At 52.2% G+C, this 16,875-nt stretch carries 13 protein-coding genes; 10 read left to right on the forward strand and 3 right to left on the reverse strand.

Annotated features, from left to right (window positions below):
• Window positions 1–181 precede the first annotated feature (181 nt).
• The 7 genes from IMY23_RS20380 to IMY23_RS19710 all read left to right on the forward strand — a co-directional run bounded on the left by IMY23_RS20380 (window position 182) and on the right by IMY23_RS19710 (window position 11,027).
• Complete coding sequence (locus tag IMY23_RS20380) at window positions 182–499, forward strand: DUF6660 family protein (protein ID WP_369426491.1); 318 nt, start codon at window positions 182–184, stop codon at window positions 497–499.
• 109 nt (window positions 500–608) lie between these two features.
• Entirely contained in the window at window positions 609–5,003 is a 4,395-nt protein-coding gene (locus IMY23_RS19685; protein ID WP_192823919.1) for a CusA/CzcA family heavy metal efflux RND transporter, read from the forward strand.
• A 1-nt stretch (window position 5,004) separates the two neighbouring features.
• On the forward strand, window positions 5,005–6,252 hold the full coding sequence (locus IMY23_RS19690) for an efflux RND transporter periplasmic adaptor subunit (RefSeq protein ID WP_186631825.1): 1,248 nt from the start codon (window positions 5,005–5,007) through the stop codon (window positions 6,250–6,252).
• 37 nt (window positions 6,253–6,289) lie between these two features.
• Complete coding sequence (locus IMY23_RS19695) at window positions 6,290–6,910, forward strand: hypothetical protein (RefSeq protein WP_186631828.1); 621 nt, start codon at window positions 6,290–6,292, stop codon at window positions 6,908–6,910.
• Window positions 6,911–7,003: 93 nt separating this feature from the next.
• Entirely contained in the window at window positions 7,004–8,956 is a 1,953-nt protein-coding gene (locus IMY23_RS19700) for a heavy metal translocating P-type ATPase (protein WP_186631895.1), read from the forward strand.
• Window positions 8,957–9,155: 199 nt separating this feature from the next.
• Entirely contained in the window at window positions 9,156–10,550 is a 1,395-nt protein-coding gene (lpdA, locus tag IMY23_RS19705; RefSeq protein ID WP_186631831.1) for a dihydrolipoyl dehydrogenase, read from the forward strand.
• A gap of 24 nt (window positions 10,551–10,574) precedes the next feature.
• Complete coding sequence (locus IMY23_RS19710) at window positions 10,575–11,027, forward strand: OsmC family protein (RefSeq protein ID WP_186631834.1); 453 nt, start codon at window positions 10,575–10,577, stop codon at window positions 11,025–11,027.
• Between the two features lie 520 nt (window positions 11,028–11,547).
• Here the strand turns inward: IMY23_RS19710 and IMY23_RS19715 are convergent.
• Both IMY23_RS19715 and IMY23_RS19720 read right to left on the reverse strand, forming a co-directional pair.
• A complete protein-coding gene (locus IMY23_RS19715) occupies window positions 11,548–11,826 on the reverse strand; it encodes a hypothetical protein (RefSeq protein ID WP_186631836.1) in 279 nt (92 codons plus the stop codon).
• 282 nt (window positions 11,827–12,108) lie between these two features.
• Window positions 12,109–12,999 carry a cation diffusion facilitator family transporter gene (locus IMY23_RS19720; protein WP_186631845.1) on the reverse strand — a complete coding sequence of 297 codons (891 nt, stop codon included), beginning with the start codon at window positions 12,997–12,999 and terminating at the stop codon, window positions 12,109–12,111.
• Between the two features lie 984 nt (window positions 13,000–13,983).
• Here IMY23_RS19720 and IMY23_RS19725 point away from each other — a divergent pair.
• Window positions 13,984–14,616 carry a hypothetical protein gene (locus IMY23_RS19725; protein WP_186631848.1) on the forward strand — a complete coding sequence of 211 codons (633 nt, stop codon included), beginning with the start codon at window positions 13,984–13,986 and terminating at the stop codon, window positions 14,614–14,616.
• A 50-nt stretch (window positions 14,617–14,666) separates the two neighbouring features.
• Window positions 14,667–15,713 carry an ImmA/IrrE family metallo-endopeptidase gene (locus tag IMY23_RS19730; RefSeq protein ID WP_192823920.1) on the forward strand — a complete coding sequence of 349 codons (1,047 nt, stop codon included), beginning with the start codon at window positions 14,667–14,669 and terminating at the stop codon, window positions 15,711–15,713.
• Between the two features lie 72 nt (window positions 15,714–15,785).
• Here the strand turns inward: IMY23_RS19730 and IMY23_RS19735 are convergent, their stop codons facing one another.
• Window positions 15,786–16,205 (reverse strand): hypothetical protein, encoded by a 420-nt coding sequence (locus tag IMY23_RS19735; RefSeq protein WP_186631854.1) that lies wholly within the window; start codon window positions 16,203–16,205, stop codon window positions 15,786–15,788.
• 244 nt (window positions 16,206–16,449) lie between these two features.
• Between IMY23_RS19735 and crcB the strand changes: the two genes are divergently transcribed.
• Window positions 16,450–16,824 carry a fluoride efflux transporter CrcB gene (gene crcB, locus IMY23_RS19740; protein WP_186631857.1) on the forward strand — a complete coding sequence of 125 codons (375 nt, stop codon included), beginning with the start codon at window positions 16,450–16,452 and terminating at the stop codon, window positions 16,822–16,824.
• Window positions 16,825–16,875 lie beyond the last annotated feature (51 nt).

Genomic DNA, 16,875 nt, shown 5'->3' on the forward strand with positions numbered 1-16,875 from the left:
ATTCCGATATCACCTCAGCTTTCCTAAGATGGACGTCAGCAGGGAATCCACCAAGAAGGAATGACCAAGCAATCATTGTAACAACGTTTTGGAAGCAAACCCGGTATAAGGAAATGTTTCGGTTAAGAATCATCCCACCGGATTCTTTGTATTTGAGTTAGCATCCCGTATTTTTGCCCTGATGAAGTGGTTTAACCTTATCCTCGCTGTTTTCATGACCTTCATGGCTTGTATGCCCTGCAGCGACGTCTATGGTTATGCCGAAACGACACCAGGCACTTCTGTGACCCCTTCCCCTGTCACCGAGAACCACCAAGAGGCCAGGGATATGTGCACGCCGCTCTGCATCTGCAGCTGCTGCGCAGGTTTCTCACAGCCAACCTCAGCTTCACTTCAAATTGAGGCGAAAGCTTTCTTTAATCGGACGCCCCTTCTTGCCTTCTACCGGGAACGTCACTTGGCCGTCCATGCCTCCATCTGGCAACCCCCCAAAGTTTAAGCCTTATTTATTGACCGCTGGGATTGGGTAGACTCCTTCTCTTAGCCATTTTGCCTGGATTCCTATGGGTCCCCCAGGCTGTCTATTTTTTGGCTTAAACCATAGTTTCATGATTGACAATCTGATAGCTTTTTCCATCCGGAACAAGCTGATTATCGGGCTATTCACCCTTGCCCTGGTGGTCTGGGGGCTTTTCTCCCTGAGCCGGCTTCCCATCGATGCCGTTCCGGACATCACCAACAACCAAGTACAGATCATCACGACTTCCCCCACCCTGGCGGCGCAGGAAGTCGAGCAGTTCATCACTTCCCCCATAGAGATTGAGATGGCCAACGTGCCGGACCTGGTGGAGGTCCGATCCATCTCCCGCTTCGGCCTTTCCGTGGTCACCGTGGTCTTTGAGGATGACGTGGACGTCTACCTCGCCCGCCAGATCGTGGGCGAGAAGCTCAGGAGTGCCCAGGAACAACTTCCAGTGGGGTTGGCATCCCCTGAGATGGGCCCTGTCTCAACCGGCCTAGGCGAGATTTACCAGTATGTGCTGCATACCACCCCCGACTCGCCTAAGGAATACTCACCCACGGAACTAAGGACGATCCAGGACTGGATCGTGAAACGGCAGTTGGCCGGCACGCCCGGGGTGGCCGAGGTCAGCAGCTTCGGCGGGATGGTTAAACAGTACCAGGTTTCCGTGGACCCGGAAAGGCTTCGGGCATTCGATGTGACGATCTCCGACATCTTTGATGCGCTGGAGAGGAATAATGAGAACACCGGGGGGGCCTTCATTGAAAAGGGCCCTAATGCCTACTTTATCCGGGGTATCGGCCTTCTGACGAGTTTTGAGGATATTGAGCAGACCGTTGTGAAGAATACAGCAGGCCTGCCTCTTTTGATACGGGACGTCGCCACCGTGGAAGAAGGAAGTTCTGTGCGCTACGGCGCCTTGACCCGAAACGGGGAGGGAGAGGTGGTAGGAGGCATCGTCATGATGCTCAAGGGTGAAAACTCCGCGCAGGTAATAGAAAACGTGAAGGCGAAGATCGAGGGAATTCAGAAGACCCTACCGCCTGGGGTGGTGCTGGAGCCGTTCCTGGACCGAACACGACTGGTGGACCGAGCCATCGGCACCGTCAGCAAAAACCTCATAGAAGGGGGGCTTATCGTGGTTTTCGTGCTGGTGCTCTTGTTGGGCAACCTGCGCGCCGGCCTGGTGGTGGCTTCGGTCATCCCCCTAGCCATGCTTTTCGCCATCTCCATGATGCAGCTCTTCGGCGTGTCCGGAAACCTGATGAGCCTGGGGGCTATTGACTTCGGGTTGATCGTGGACGGCGCGGTAATCATCGTGGAGAGTATAGTGCACCGGATATCAGTAAACAAACAGTTTGAGGGAATAGACCGGCTGAACCAACGGCAGATGGATGACACCGTCCTGGATGCCACCGTCAAGATCCGCCAATCGGCCGCCTTTGGGGAAATCATTATCCTCATCGTCTACCTGCCCATACTGGCGCTGGTGGGAATCGAGGGCAAGATGTTCCGCCCTATGGCCCAGACCGTGGGGTTTGCCATCCTGGGCGCCCTGATCCTTTCCCTGACCTACGTGCCTATGGCCTCGGCTTTGTTCCTGAGTAAGAAGACCAAGCACAAGCCCAATTTCGCAGACAAAGTAATGGCCCGATTGGAAGCTTCCTATGGGAGACTTTTACAGAAGGCGTTGAAAATAAGGGTTGTGCTGTTGGCATTGACGCTTGGTTTGTTTCTATTCACCCTTTTCCTTTTTAGCCGCATGGGCGGAGAATTCATCCCAACCCTGGACGAGGGCGACTTCGCCATCGAATCCTCCATTAGCCCAGGCTCCTCGCTGACCCAGAGCGTCAAGACCTTCTCCCAGGCGGAAAGGATACTGCTCAAGCAGTTCCCGGAGGTAAAGGAGGTGATCAGCAAGATCGGTGCTTCGGAAATACCCACCGACCCCATGCCCATCGAGGCCGCCGACATGACCGTTATCCTGAAGGACCGGGACGAATGGGAGTCCGCCGACACCAGGGAGGAGCTCATGGAGAAAATGGAGCAGGCGCTGTCGGTCATTCCGGGCTTGAACGCCGAGTTCTCCCAGCCTATCCAATTGAGAAGCAACGAGCTGATGACCGGGGTGAAACAGGACATCGCGGTGAAGATCTACGGTGAGGACTTGGATGTATTGGCCCAGAAAGCCGAGGAGGCAGCCAACCTTATCCGCCCTATTGCAGGGGTGGGGGATTTGAAAGTAGAGCAGACCACCGGTTTGCCCCAAGTGCTTGTGAAATACAACCGTGCCCAGATGGCACAGATGGGACTTAGCGTAGAGGATGTGAACCGAGCCTTGCGCACTGGGTTCGCTGGTGGGGAGGCCGGGGTCATTTATGAGGGGGAGAGACGATTTGATCTCGTGGTTCGTCTGGCGCAGACCAACCGTCAGACGCTCTCAAACGTGGAAGACTTGCTGATTGCCCTACCAAACGGTACCCAGGTACCCCTTCGACAGGTGGCTCAGGTGACGTTGGAGGAAGGACCCAGCCAGATATCGCGGGATGACACCAAGCGTCGTATCACCATAGGCATCAATGCCCGGGAGCGTGACGTGGAGAACCTGGTAAAGGAAATACAGGAGACCCTGGAAGCCAAATTCAAATTGCCGGTGGGCTACTACGTCACCTATGGCGGACAGTTTGAGAACCTGCAGGCCGCCAAGGCCCGACTCTCGGTGGCCGTGCCACTTTCCCTGGCGATTATCCTGCTGCTGCTCTTTCTCACCTTCGGTTCCTTCAAGCAGAGCCTGCTCATCTTCACGGCCATTCCCTTGGCGGCCATCGGCGGTGTGTTCGCCTTGCTGTTGCGGGGCATGCCCTTTAGTATCTCCGCCGGTATCGGGTTCATCGCCCTCTTCGGCGTGGCGGTATTGAACGGAATCGTTCTGATAGGGTATTTCAACCAATTGAAAAAGGAAGGATGGAAAGATCCGTACACTCGAATCATGGAAGGCACTAAGGTCCGGCTGCGCCCGGTGATCATGACAGCGGCGGTGGCCTCACTAGGCTTCCTTCCCATGGCGCTTTCCGGCTCGGCCGGGGCAGAGGTGCAGAAACCGCTGGCCACGGTGGTGATCGGGGGCCTTATCACTTCCACGCTGCTCACCCTTTTCCTTCTTCCTATCATGTACAGTTATGTGGAAAAAATGAAAAAGACGGAAGGTGACAGTAGCCAGGGAGGAATAGTTGGCTTTCTGGTGCTTGTTCTGGTTGTTTTCGGTTTGGCCCTGCCGGTGAGCGCCCAGACTAGCCCTAATCCTGTGAGTGGCACTGTCACTCTTAACCAAGCAATAGACCTGGCCCTGAAGAACAGCCCTGCTGTTCGCGCCGGCACCCTGGCCGTGGAGCAACAGCAGGCGCTGCGCCGGGCAAGCTTCGATCTGCCAAAGACGGTTCTGACGGGGGAGTACGGGCAAATAAACAGTGCGGCCAATGACAACGCACTGACTTTGTCCCAAGGCTTCTCTTTGCCGGGCGTGTACCGGAGCCAGGCTCGGCTGGCCTTACAGCAGGTCGGCGGCATGGAGCAGCAACTGCTGCTGACTAGGCGGACCGTGGTCCGGGATGTGAAGCTTGCCTACAATGAATGGATTATCCTTTCCCAGAGGTTCAAAATGCTGAGCATCCAAGACAGTCTGGCTCAGGAATTTGAGCGCGCCGCCGGTTTCCGCTTCAAAGCGGGGGAGACCAACTACCTGGAGAAGATCGCGGCCGAGGCCCAGGCCATGGAGGCCCGAACCGCCTTGGAATCCACCCGCTCAGAGGTTACTGCCGTCCAGCAGCGCCTGCTTCGCTCGCTCTTCATCCCCGACACGGTCAGCTTCCAGCCAGAGCCACGGTCAGGGGAGCTGATCTTGCCTGCAGACACCTCCTGGCTCAGTAGCCATCCAGAGGTTGCCATTTTCAGGAACCAGATGGCGGTCAGCCAGGCCCAGACCCAAGTGGAAAGAAGCCGGCTCCTGCCCGAGCTCTCGGTTGGGCTGAGGAGCCAGACCATCCAAGGTTTCCAGAATGTCTCTGGGGAGGAAGAGTACTTTGGGGCCGGCAGGCGATTCCAGTCCGTGGAACTCGGGGTAGGCATTCCCATCTTCTCCAGGGCCCAACGCGCCCGGGTGAGGGCCGCCTCCCTTGCGGAGCAGGTAGCCACCGCTCAGTACGAGAGTCGGCGGCTGGCCTTGCAGACAGAGCTGTTGCGGTTCACCCAGGATTACGAAAGGAGCAGGCAGGCCCTGCGGTACTATGAGGACAAGGCATTGCCGCAGGCAAACTTGATTATTGAATATGCCAGCAAGGGCTTCAGGCTAGGGGAAACTGAGTACACCGAGTACATCCAAAACATAAACCAGGCCCATCGTATCCGGTTGCAGTACCTTGACGTTCTGTCCCAGTTCAACCAGTCCGTTATTCAATTAGAGTTTTATTTAAAGAGCAATTAAGATGATGAAACATATAAAATCAAGTGTTTTCCCCCTTCTGTTTGGCGTGATCCTAGCATTTAGTTCTTGCCAGGATGGGCCGAAGGCCGAAGAAAAAACCGATGAAACCCATGCCGAGGGTGAAGCCGGGGAAGAAGAGTCCATCGGGCTGACCCAGGCCCAAATGGATGCGGTGGGGATAAAATTGGGAGGCATTGAGAACCGGCCCCTTAAAAGCGGAATACAGGCTAACGGGATGCTGGACCTCCCCCCTCAGAACAAAGCCACCATTTCCAGCCTGACGGAGGGAATCGTGCGGGAGATCTTCGTCACCCAGGGGCAGTTCGTGAAAAAGGGACAACGGTTGGTCAGCATCGAACACCCCAGCATCATCCAGCTCCAGGAGGAGTACCTGAAAGCCCAAAGCGCCCTTAACTATGCCAAGATCGATTATGAGCGCCAACGGGAATTATTGAAGGAGAATGTGATTGCGGCCAAAAAGTACCAGTTGGCCGAGGCCGAGTACAGGGCGCGTCAGGCGGAGGTTTCCTCTTTGGCCAGCCGCTTGGGCCAAATTGGCATATCCGCCAGCCGCATCAGGGTAGGCTCCCTGATCCGTTCGGTATCGGTGGTTTCACCCATGCACGGCTATGTACATCAGATAAAGGTAAACATCGGCGCCTTGGTTGAGCCAGCCAAGGAGCTTTTCCAGGTAGTGGACAACCACCACATCCAGATTGACCTTCAGGTCTTTGAGAAGGACATCGCCCAGGTCAAGAACGGCCAGAAGGTTCTCTTCTCCCTGACCTCCAACCCTTCCAAGACATATGAGGCCACCATCTTCTCGGTGGGGAAATCCTTTGAGAACGATACCAAGACGGTGGTGGTACACGCCCAGATCAACGACAACCAGGAGGCGACCCTGCTTCCCGGCATGTTCGTGAGCGGCCGTATCCTTACCTCTGAGGCGACCGTGCCGGCGCTCCCGGATGAGGCCATCATAACAGAAGGAGAGCTGAAATTCGTGTTCGCCGCTACGCGTGCCACCCACTCTCCTGAGCCTAAGGCTGAAAGCTCAGAAGAAGAACATGAGGGGGAACTCGCCCCGGACTGGGTCTTTACCAAGATCGGGGTTCAGACGGGCGCCATGGATGCCGGATACACGGAGGTAAAGCTTTTGAACCCTATACCGGCTGGCTCTCAACTCGTCACCAAAGGCGCCTACTATGTCGCGGCGCAGGGCAACAAAGGCGAGAGCGGTGGCCATTAAACGATTTAGGGAGAATTTTCAGTTTTAGTCAATCGCCATGCTGCATGTCCTGCTGGATAGTTTCCTGATCAGCCTGATCCATGCCCTGATCCCCAGCCACTGGATGGCTTTGGTGGCTATTGGGCGCTCAGAGGGCTGGCCACTAGCCACCACGCTGCGGGCCACCCTGTTGGCGGGCCTCGCCCACATTGGAGGCACGCTCCTATTGGGCGGGCTGATCGGGTACCTGGGTATCAGGCTGTCTGAGGAGTTTACCTCCTTTGCCCGTAACGCTACCCCCTTGGCCTTGGTCGTAATGGGCATGTTTGTACTGGGTACCGCCTACTCCCACCCAGACAAGGCTCCCAAGGACCTATCCTCGCTCAGGAAGGCGCCTTCCGTCCGGAGCTGGTTCACCACCATGACGGTGGCCCTGTTTTTCTCGCCCTGTTTGGAGATAAGTTCCTATTTCCTGACAGCCGCCACCCATGGGTGGCAGGGAATCCTGCTGGTGGCGACGGTTTTCGTTTTTGTGACGCTGCCGTTAATGCTGGGGCTTGTCGCTTTGGGGTACCGGGGCATCGGCCGCTTCAGAGGAGTGGTGCTGGAGAGGCACGGGCACGCCATCATGGGTGGCGTGCTGATCGTCTTGGGACTGGCCACCTTTTTTTATGAATAGTCAATCTTTAATTCCACTTATATGATACAGGAATCTCACGGCGGCGAAGAGCGCAAACCAACTTATAATACAGCATTCCTAACGGCCCAGAAGATGATGGACGAAGACAAAGACCCGCATGCGGTCAACCACGCCGACGTGGAGAAGAACGGTGACCATGACGGCCATGACCATGGAGCCGGGGAGTCCTCAGGGTGGAAAAGCCACTGGGCGCTTCTACTGTCCCTGGCAGTCCTAGTGGTCATGCTCACTTTGGAGTATGGCTTCGGCTACGTCCCACCCGCTCCACTGGGCCTTGCCATTTACGGCGCTGCCTACCTGCTTGCTGGCTATAAAGTGCTGGACCTCGCCTTCCGCAAGGCCATGCGCCTCGACTTCTTCAATGAGTTCTTCCTGATGAGCGTCGCCACGCTCGGTGCCTTCGCCATCGGCTCCTACAGCGAGGGTGTGGCCGTCATGGTCTTCTACTCCATAGGGGAGTGGTTCCAGGACGCGGCCGTCAACCGCGCGAAGCGCAGCATAAAGGCGTTGCTGGATATACGCCCCGATGAGGTCTCTGTCATCAGGGGCGGAACAGCTATGGTAGTGGACCCAAAGGAAGTACAGATTGGGGAGACCATCCAGATGAAATCCGGGGAGAAAGTGGCCCTGGACGGCGAGCTGCTCTCAGAGAAGGCATCCTTCAACACCGCCGCCCTGACCGGGGAGAGCAAACCCGACACAAAGGCGAAGGGAGAGAAAGTGTACGCCGGGATGATCAACCTCAATACCGTGGCCGAGGTCCAGGTCACCTCCTTGTTTCGGGACAGCAAGCTGAGCAGGATTTTGGAAATGGTGCAGGATGCGACGGCCAGAAAGTCGCAGACCCAGCTCTTCATCTCCCGTTTCGCTAAAGTCTACACGCCCATCGTCTTCTTTCTGGCCTTGGCCGTATGCGCGGTGCCCTATTTCATAATGGACGACTATGACTTCAATGTCTGGTTTTACCGCGCGCTGGTTTTCCTGGTGATAAGCTGCCCTTGTGCGCTGGTGGTGTCCATTCCCCTGGGTTATTTCGGTGGGATCGGGCTGGCTTCCCGGAACGGGATCCTTTTCAAGGGATCAAACTTCTTGGATGTGATGACCAGGGTAAATGCGGTGGTGATGGACAAGACCGGCACTTTGACGCACGGCGTCTTCAAAGTGCAGCAGGTGGTGGCCCATGGCCTGGAGGAAAAAGAGCTTATCAGCCTGACCGCCGCCATCGAGACGCAATCCACCCACCCGATCGCCAAGGCCATTGCGGAATTCGCCGGGGCCCAGGCCACCCAGGCTTCCAGAATAGAGCAGGTAGAGGAGATATCGGGCCACGGGCTCAAAGGCACGATTGATGGGAAGCAGGTGCTGGCGGGCAACACCAAACTCCTTAAGAAATTCAACATACCCTACCCTGCGGAGATCGAGGGCATCGTCAACACCATAGTGGTGGTGGCGGTGAACGGGCTGTACGCCGGGTATATCACCATTGCAGACGAGATAAAGGAGGATGCGGCCCAGGCTATCAGGGATATGCACGCCTTGAACATCCAGACCGTGATGCTCTCCGGTGACAAACAGACGGTGGTCGATGAAGTGGCCAAAAAACTGGGCATTGACACCGCGTTCGGGAACCTCCTCCCGGAGGACAAAGTGGCCAAGGTGCAGGCGTTGAAGGACCAGGGCAGGCACATCGCCTTTGTGGGTGACGGTGTGAATGACGCGCCGGTGGTGGCCCTGGCCGATGCCGGGATCGCCATGGGGGGCCTGGGCAGCGACGCCACCATAGAGACCGCTGATGTGGTGATCCAGAACGACCAACCGTCTAAGATCGTGTCCGCCATCAAGGTGGGGAAGATAACCCGCAGCATCGTCTGGCAGAACATCATTTTGGCGATGACCGTCAAGGTAATCGTGCTGGCCTTGGGTGCTGGGGGTGTGGCCACCCTGTGGGAGGCTGTTATCGCCGATGTGGGCGTCGCTCTGTTGGCCATCTTAAATGCGGTGCGGATTCAGCGAATGAAAGTATAGGAAGGTTTAGGCTTATTCAGGTCTACGACGGGTGACAAGGGACAACCATGTGGGTTATTTAACCTCTTTAAAAATTGTTGCACGGTTTTGCACGTTTCAAAATGGCAGTGCAACTACTCATGTTTGCGCTTTATACCGCTTTGATTAATCCGCGCGCTGTGGTTTTCAAAAATCTATTAACCTCTAAATTCAATTGCTTATGTACGATGTTGCAATCATAGGTTCTGGCCCGGGCGGCTACGTCGCAGCCATACGTTGCGCCCAACTAGGTTTCAAGACAGTTATCATAGAGAAATATGACACCTTGGGCGGCACTTGCCTGAATGTAGGGTGCATCCCCTCCAAAGCTGTATTGGATAGCTCCGAGCATTTTCACAATGCCCAGCACAAATTCAAAAACCATGGCATCCGACTGGAGAACCTGCAACTGGATTTCCCCCAGATGCTCGCCCACAAAGCGGACGTGGTCCAGAAAACAGTGGCGGGGGTAGACTACCTGATGAAAAAGAACAAGGTAGAGGTCTTACGCGGCAAAGCAACCTTGCTGACACCCCGGACGGTGAGCATTCAGGGAGCGGAAGGGCCTCCTTCAGTAATTGAATCTAAGCACATTGTTCTGGCGACGGGCTCCAAGCCCAGCTCCTTGCCTGGTATCACCATCGATAAGAAAAGGATTATCTCCTCCACAGAGGCACTGACTTTACCGGAAATCCCCCGGCACCTGCTGGTAATCGGAGGCGGGGTCATTGGCATGGAGCTGGGGTCAGTGTATGCGCGCGTTGGCTCCACAGTCAGTGTGCTGGAATATACCGATGCCATCATCCCCAGCATGGACCTGACCATGGGTAAGGAACTGAAAAAGTCACTACAAAAGCTGGGGATGGACTTCTACCTCAGCCACAAGGTAACCGGCGCCCAAAGCACCGAAACTGGGGTAACCGTCACGGCGGAGGATACCGCGGGCAATACCCTGAACCTGGAGGGGGATTATTGCCTGATGGCCGTGGGCCGAAAACCCTACACGGAGGGACTGGGACTGGAAAACGTTGGCATCACAACCGACAAAGGGGGGCGCATCGAGGTAAATGAATACCTGGAAACGAATGTGCCGGGCATCTATGCCATCGGCGATGTGGTGAAAGGGGCGATGCTGGCACACAAGGCCTCAGAGGAGGGCGTCTATGTGGCCGAACGCCTGGCCGGCCAGAAGCCGCACCTGGATTACCTGCTTATCCCTGGTATCGTGTACACCTGGCCGGAAGTAGCCACCGTGGGCTATACAGAAGAACAGTTGAAGGCTAACGGGCGCGCCTACCGGACCGGGGTATTCCCGTTCCGGGCCAATGCCCGCGCCCGGATGAATGACGATTTGGATGGCCAGATTAAAGTACTAGCCGATGCTAAAACGGATGAAATCCTGGGTATCCATATGATCGGCCCCCGGGTCAGCGACATCATCGGGGAGGCCGTCGCCGCGATGAGCTACCGTGCCTCTGCTGAGGATATCGCCCGGATGTCCCATGGGCACCCTACCTTTTACGAGACATTGAAAGAGGCTTGCCTGGCGGTAAACAACCAGGCCATCCATATTTGATAAAAACCTATAATTAACAAAGAAATGAGCGAATACAGAGCAAACCTGCTATGGTCGGGTCCCAATACCGATTTCACGTATAAAACGTACAGCCGCACCCATACCTGGACCTTTGGCGGGGGCAGTGCCGTAGAAGCCTCTGCTGCGCCGGAGTACTTAGGCAAGGCCGAACTGGTCAATCCGGAAGAAGCCTTTGCCGCCTCCCTAGCCAGCTGCCACCTGCTCACCTTTCTGGCCCTTGCTGCCTTTCAGAAATTTACCGTAGGGCGCTACGAAGACGAGGCGGTTGCTTCGGTGGGTAAAAATGCCCAAGGGAAGATGGCGGTTTTACAGGTTACTTTAAACCCCAAGGTGACTTTTAGCGGAGAGAATCTGCCCACTCCTGACCAGATAGCCGCCCTGCATCACAGGGCTCATAACGACTGCTTTATCTCCAATTCGGTCTTAACAGAGGTAATCGTAAAGCCGGTGGTATAGATGAATGGTTTAATCTTTAGAGTCTTTGGATGAGCCGATGAACCGTCGGAGCAGTCACCAATCGGAAAACCCAGGTGAGCTGTTCCCTTGAAAGAGCAGAAATGGAGGAACAAGAAGAAAAAGAACCGCAACTCGACCCGGGCAACAAAAAAGAGCGGCGCACGCTGTCCTTTAAGGGGCATTAGGGGTCGTTAGAGGTGGCGGGAATAGAATCTTTGGTGGCACTTTATATGATGGAAAAAGCGGAAGGCAAAAAGCGTATATGTATCGTGAATTTGCCATATTCAACCATTTTGTTAAGGGTGCACTCCCCAAAGTATTTGTGGCAACCGTTTACTTCGGTCTAAGTCACAATAGTATTCTTTAACTTCTCCTCCCAAAGACGCTAGGTATAAAATAGCAAAAGGTTGCCTGAGAGTTAAGATGGGTATTGATATAAAGTGCAACGGATGAGCCTAGTCTATCATAGATAAGGTTCATCCGTTGCACTTTATTGACTTAAAAGGTTAAATATCCTGTATTATTGCCTGTTTTGCTGTCCACCTTGCTCATGAGCGTGTAACGGCTCATTGGACTTATGCTCGTGGGAGTGGTGCAGGGCTGCCTCCTTGGCGTGATGTCTCGCATGCTCACTCAGTCCATAGGCGGTATAGCCATGGTGGGCGGCTTTTTCATGGTCGCCCGAGTTTAAATGCTCAGCCGCCGCCCGGTGCTGTTCGGCCGCCTGCTGATAATACTGCGCCGCTTTTCTGTGGCTCTCTGCGCTTTTTTGGTGTTCTCCCGGATGTTCGTTTTCCATAGCATTGTAGTTTAAGTTGGCGTATCTTATCTTATACCTTCTTGGCATCCATTTGGTTTTTAATGCTTCGTCCTACCTATGATTACGGTATCCTTTTCTAACGACCGTAAGGTATAATTAGCTAGGAAGAGCTTAGCTTGGGGCCATAAGAAGGATCCAGGCGCCCCTACAACGGTACTGGGATATAAAACTAGGGAGAGACCTCATGAACCCGGTCGGGCATCTGGAGTGGGAAATAATTTACCCACTGCTAACCTAGCTCCGTCTATTCCAGTGATAGGTTTAAAGGTGAGTTTCCTGCTCCTGGAAGCCGGGAGACTCTAGTTGGATGGTAGTGTGGCTGATCTTGAAAGATTCCTTTACCTGATCATTCACCCGCTTCAACACTTCACTGGGCGCCGCCTTTTCATGCAGCACCACATGGGCACTCATGGCATTGACACCGGTAGTCAGTGACCAGACATGCAGGTCATGCACATCGGCCACCCCCGGCAACTTCACCATGGCTTCCCGCAGGGAGCCTAGGTTGACATCCGCCGGTGTTCCCTCCAGTAAGACGCTGACTGCGTCCTTCAGTAGAATCCATGTGCGGGGCAGTATAAAAAGACCAATGCCCGCAGACAGGATAGGGTCGGCGTAGTACCACCCCGTGGTCCACATGATCACCCCCGCTACAATTACGCCGATGGAGGTCAGCATGTCGGAAAGCACCTCAAAGTAAGCACCCTTCATATTGAGGCTGTCATTGGAGCCTTTGCGTAGAATGTACATCCCAGCCAGGTTGACCAACAGACCGATTCCAGCGATCACCAACATGGGTTTGCTTTCCACTTCGGGCGGGGTTCTGAAACGCAGGTATGCCTCGTACAGGATGTATAGGGAGACACCTATCAATATCACCGCATTGGCCAGCGCCGCCAGGATTTCTGCCCGGTAGTAGCCGAACGTCTTCTCCGGTGTCGCTTTCCGCTCGGCCAGGTTGATGGCGATTAGGGCGAAAGCCAGCCCCCCCACGTCTGTCAGCATGTGGCCGGCGTCCGCCAGGAGAGCCAGGCTTCCGGTCCAGATGCCGCCGATGACTTCCGCCACTAGGTAGAGCAGGGTAAGGCCCAGGACCCACTTCAGGCGGGATTTATTCTGGCTTCCTGGGGAGATAGTGTGGCCTTTCGACATATGCGGTTAAAGATTCTATTTGTTAGGTTGCCATCTATGAAGAATCCCAACCTCTGAGGGGCAGTGGGAGAAGCACAACTCACAGGTGTTAATGCAGACTATCAGTTTTTCGATGAGTTGTTGATAGCTGTGGTTTTCCATAGTTTTCTCAGATAAGTAGATTTAAATTAAACCAAATATACGTTGGCAGTTAGTGATAGTTCATCCCCTTTTTTATGTATTTCACCTACAAAAAATTGCATAAAAATGGCTTTTAGGCTATTGTTCGCTGTCTATTGTTGAATGTATTCTATGGGCAGGATTAATCGCAGTGCTGTTTTTGCCTCACTAGCTAGTTATATTCCATATATTTACCCCTACATAAATCGCCGAACGAATTATTCTCTTCTCTTATAAGTATAAGACCATCAACTCATAATGGAAAGGCTTCATCAACCTAACTTTAACAGGGTTGATTCAAAGCGCGATATCTTAGAACTGAAAATGATTACTGTAATGAAACAATCATTGCGTGATACAAGGCTATATATAATAAGAATAACCTGTCATGGCAGAACAATTTAGAGTTAAATACTTTACAATTCTTCTGATTTCTTTGATGTTCGCCTTCTGCACGGGCTTCGGACACTTACAGAATACTACCACCTTTGATACAGAAACACAAGGTTCTGGACCAGGGCAGGTTAAAAGCCTGACAGAGCCCGCTCCCTCTACCGAATAGGTATTTGGCCAGTACGTTGAAAGTAGCTATGCGGAGGCAGGATTAACAGAACAGGGGCTTGCACGTCTTGCTATACCACGCACATAGAAGATATTTTGATAGTGCACAAGGGCAATTAGGGACTTTGTATGCCACTTCTATTTTAATTAGTATCAGCACATCTCTCATCATAGGAATATTTTACAGCATCTATTAAATTTACAGGAATATTTTTCTTTTATTTTACAAATTCATCTTTATCTTTGTTTTAAAGATGGAAGACTATGAAGAAACTTTTACCTCAGGAAGAAGCAACTGGATATCTGCTCCCTTATTTTGAAAAATTTGTTTCTATTGTTGAGAAGGCGATGGCTGATGTGAAACGGCTGGAGGCAACTCACTCAGAGATCCGGGAGAAATACACAAGCTGGTCACCATTAGCGAAATCCGTGATGGTCAACAACTTTATGTGCATCTATGCCGAGGAAGCTTTTTCAGGTGACCCGGAAGTTATCATAAATCCTTTGCGCAATGACCCTTTCGGCATCTTACTAAGGGGTAAACTCTTCATCCGGTTCAACAAGCTTAACGCTGATCTGTCACCCAGCACCAATAATGCGACGAAGCGGACGGAGGATTTGAACTACCAGAACAGTTTTGAGGGATTTGAGAACATCCCCTGCATTTATGCGGGGTACACCTCTAACCGCGAAGCCATTGACAGCATTGGCTCCATCAATCTGGTTTACCGTCCCTTCAATTCCGTTATATGGAATATAGATTTACGGACCCGATTAGGTCAGGAACAACCGGAAATACCATTCTACACCGAGACCGGCGCAACAGTAGTTCCTATTGCAGAAAGAAGGGTGACTGTAAAGAAGAAACCACAAGCAGACAAGACAATAGAAGGATAGGTTAAATGATGGAAACGAATATGCTTTTCCTAGGTAAGGTGAACCCTAACATGGTCATTTTAGCTCGTGAATCGCGTGGGGTAACCCAAAAAGAGCTGGCTGAGAAAATGTGCATCAAACAGGGCACCCTGTCTAAGATTGAAAATGGGCTTCAGAACGTATCAGAAGAACTGCTGAATATATTAAGTGCTGAATTGGCGTATCCGGCAAGTTTCTTCTTCCAGCAGAATCAGCTGTATAACCCGAGTCTGGTGCATTATCGGAAACGAACTGTGTTTACCAAGAAGGACTTGGCCAAGGCTGATGCCACTATGAATATCAGCAAAATCAACCTGGAGAAACTGCTGAACTCAGTTGATATACCTGATTTACAATTGCCAAAATGGGAAGTAGAGGAACATGGCTCTCCGGAAAAGTGCGCTACATACTTGCGGGAATACTGGCGGCTACCGAAAGGGAGGATAGAAAATATAACGAAGCTGGTGGAAGACAAGGGAATTCTGGTGGTACCTATTGATTTTGACTCACCTAAGATGGATGGTCTGAACATCTTTACCGATACTAACCATCCTATCATATTCTACAACCGCAACATACCAACTGACCGGCAGCGCTTGACAATTGCCCATGAATTAGGCCACATTCTGCTGCACCTGGGGCAACCCATTGCAGAAAACCGGGACGTGGAAGCGGAAGCATATGCTTTTGCGGCTGAGTTCCTGATGCCCGCTGCGGAAATTAAATCCCACTTGGGAAAGGTGGATATTGCCAGGTTGGCAGATTTGAAAAGATACTGGAAAGTGTCCATGGCAGCCCTTATTATCCGGGCTAAAACACTGCGCCTGATTACCGAAAACCAGTACCGGTACCTATGGCAGCAAATGAGCGCTTTGGGATACCGGACAAAGGAACCCAAAGAACTGGATCCCGCACCGGAGCCCCCTATTCTGTTGCAAGAACTGGTGGATGCCCATTTAAATGATTTAGGGTATTCAGAAGAAGAGTTGGCGCAGCTGCTGTCTTTACAATTGGAAGATTTTAAAACCCGATACCAGGAAAACGAGGTAGCACGGCCAAAGCTTAAGATTATCCGCTAGAAGCATATAAAGGCACTAAAGGACTTTTACTTTTTCACTTATTCTAATAAAATTAGAAAGCAATACCCACTCTTAGCCTTCCTGTTTCAGCCATTCCAATGCAGCTTTTTTGGTAGCGAATGTCTGGCTTTGAATCTTTAACTCAACCTTGCTGGTAACCTCCTCCGAAATCTGCTCGGACTCTTGCTGTCTAATTGTATCAGTATGGAGAATACTCGCTGATTTCTGGAGCCTAGTGTTCTGTAGGTTCTTTGCGAACCGCGTCACTATATCCAGATAAGTGGTGCGGTCAATGTCTGGGTGTATGACCGTTTTGCTGCTATCAATAAGTAGTCTCTTCACATCATAAGACCTGATGTAATCAACCAAAATGCTTAAGGAGCGCTCTATCTCCAGAAGATCGTAGCTATTGACGTTGGGCCAATCAACGGACAGAATATCTGTGCTTGGGTTGTAGTCAAGAATGATTAAGTGATTTTGAAATAATATCATGTCTTGATAAATGGCTGATTGAAGACCTGCTGCAAACTTATCTGGCTTTATGAATTTTAGAATTATGGAATTTAAAGCTAATAATTATAAAAACAGCAACCTATATCAGTAGGACCTACTATCGCTATCTAATCAATTGAAAAGTTTAAGCCATGTTAGAATGAGTTGTAACACTAGGGTTACTTAATCCTAGTGAAGGAGAATCTGACTCATTTTACAATTAACCTAAAACCGGAAATCCTGAATGATAAAACATATACTATTGGTGGGGATTGGCGGGGCAGTTGGCAGCATTCTGCGTTACCTAACGGCTTTGTTCGTTTCAAAATACTACGCCAACATTTTCCCGCTTGCCACTTTTACGGCCAATGTGGTGGGTTGCCTGCTCATTGGCCTATTCATTGGATTCCTTAACCGTTACTACCAGGCAGATGCTGATTTGCGCCTTCTGCTAGCAACCGGCTTCTGTGGCGGCTATACCACTTTTTCGGCTTTCTCTGCCGAGAGCTTACACCTCTTGCAGCAAGGCAATTACCTTATAGCCCTCACGTATGTTGGAGTAAGTGTTGTGTTTTCTCTACTTGCCGTAGGAGTAGGCCTGGCTTTGTTTGAAGTCTAACCCAGACGCAAACCATTGGCCTTGCTAATGGAGACACTTTTTCTGTTTTTG

The sequence above is a fragment of the Rufibacter sp. LB8 genome (assembly GCF_014876185.1).
Classification (GTDB): domain Bacteria; phylum Bacteroidota; class Bacteroidia; order Cytophagales; family Hymenobacteraceae; genus Nibribacter.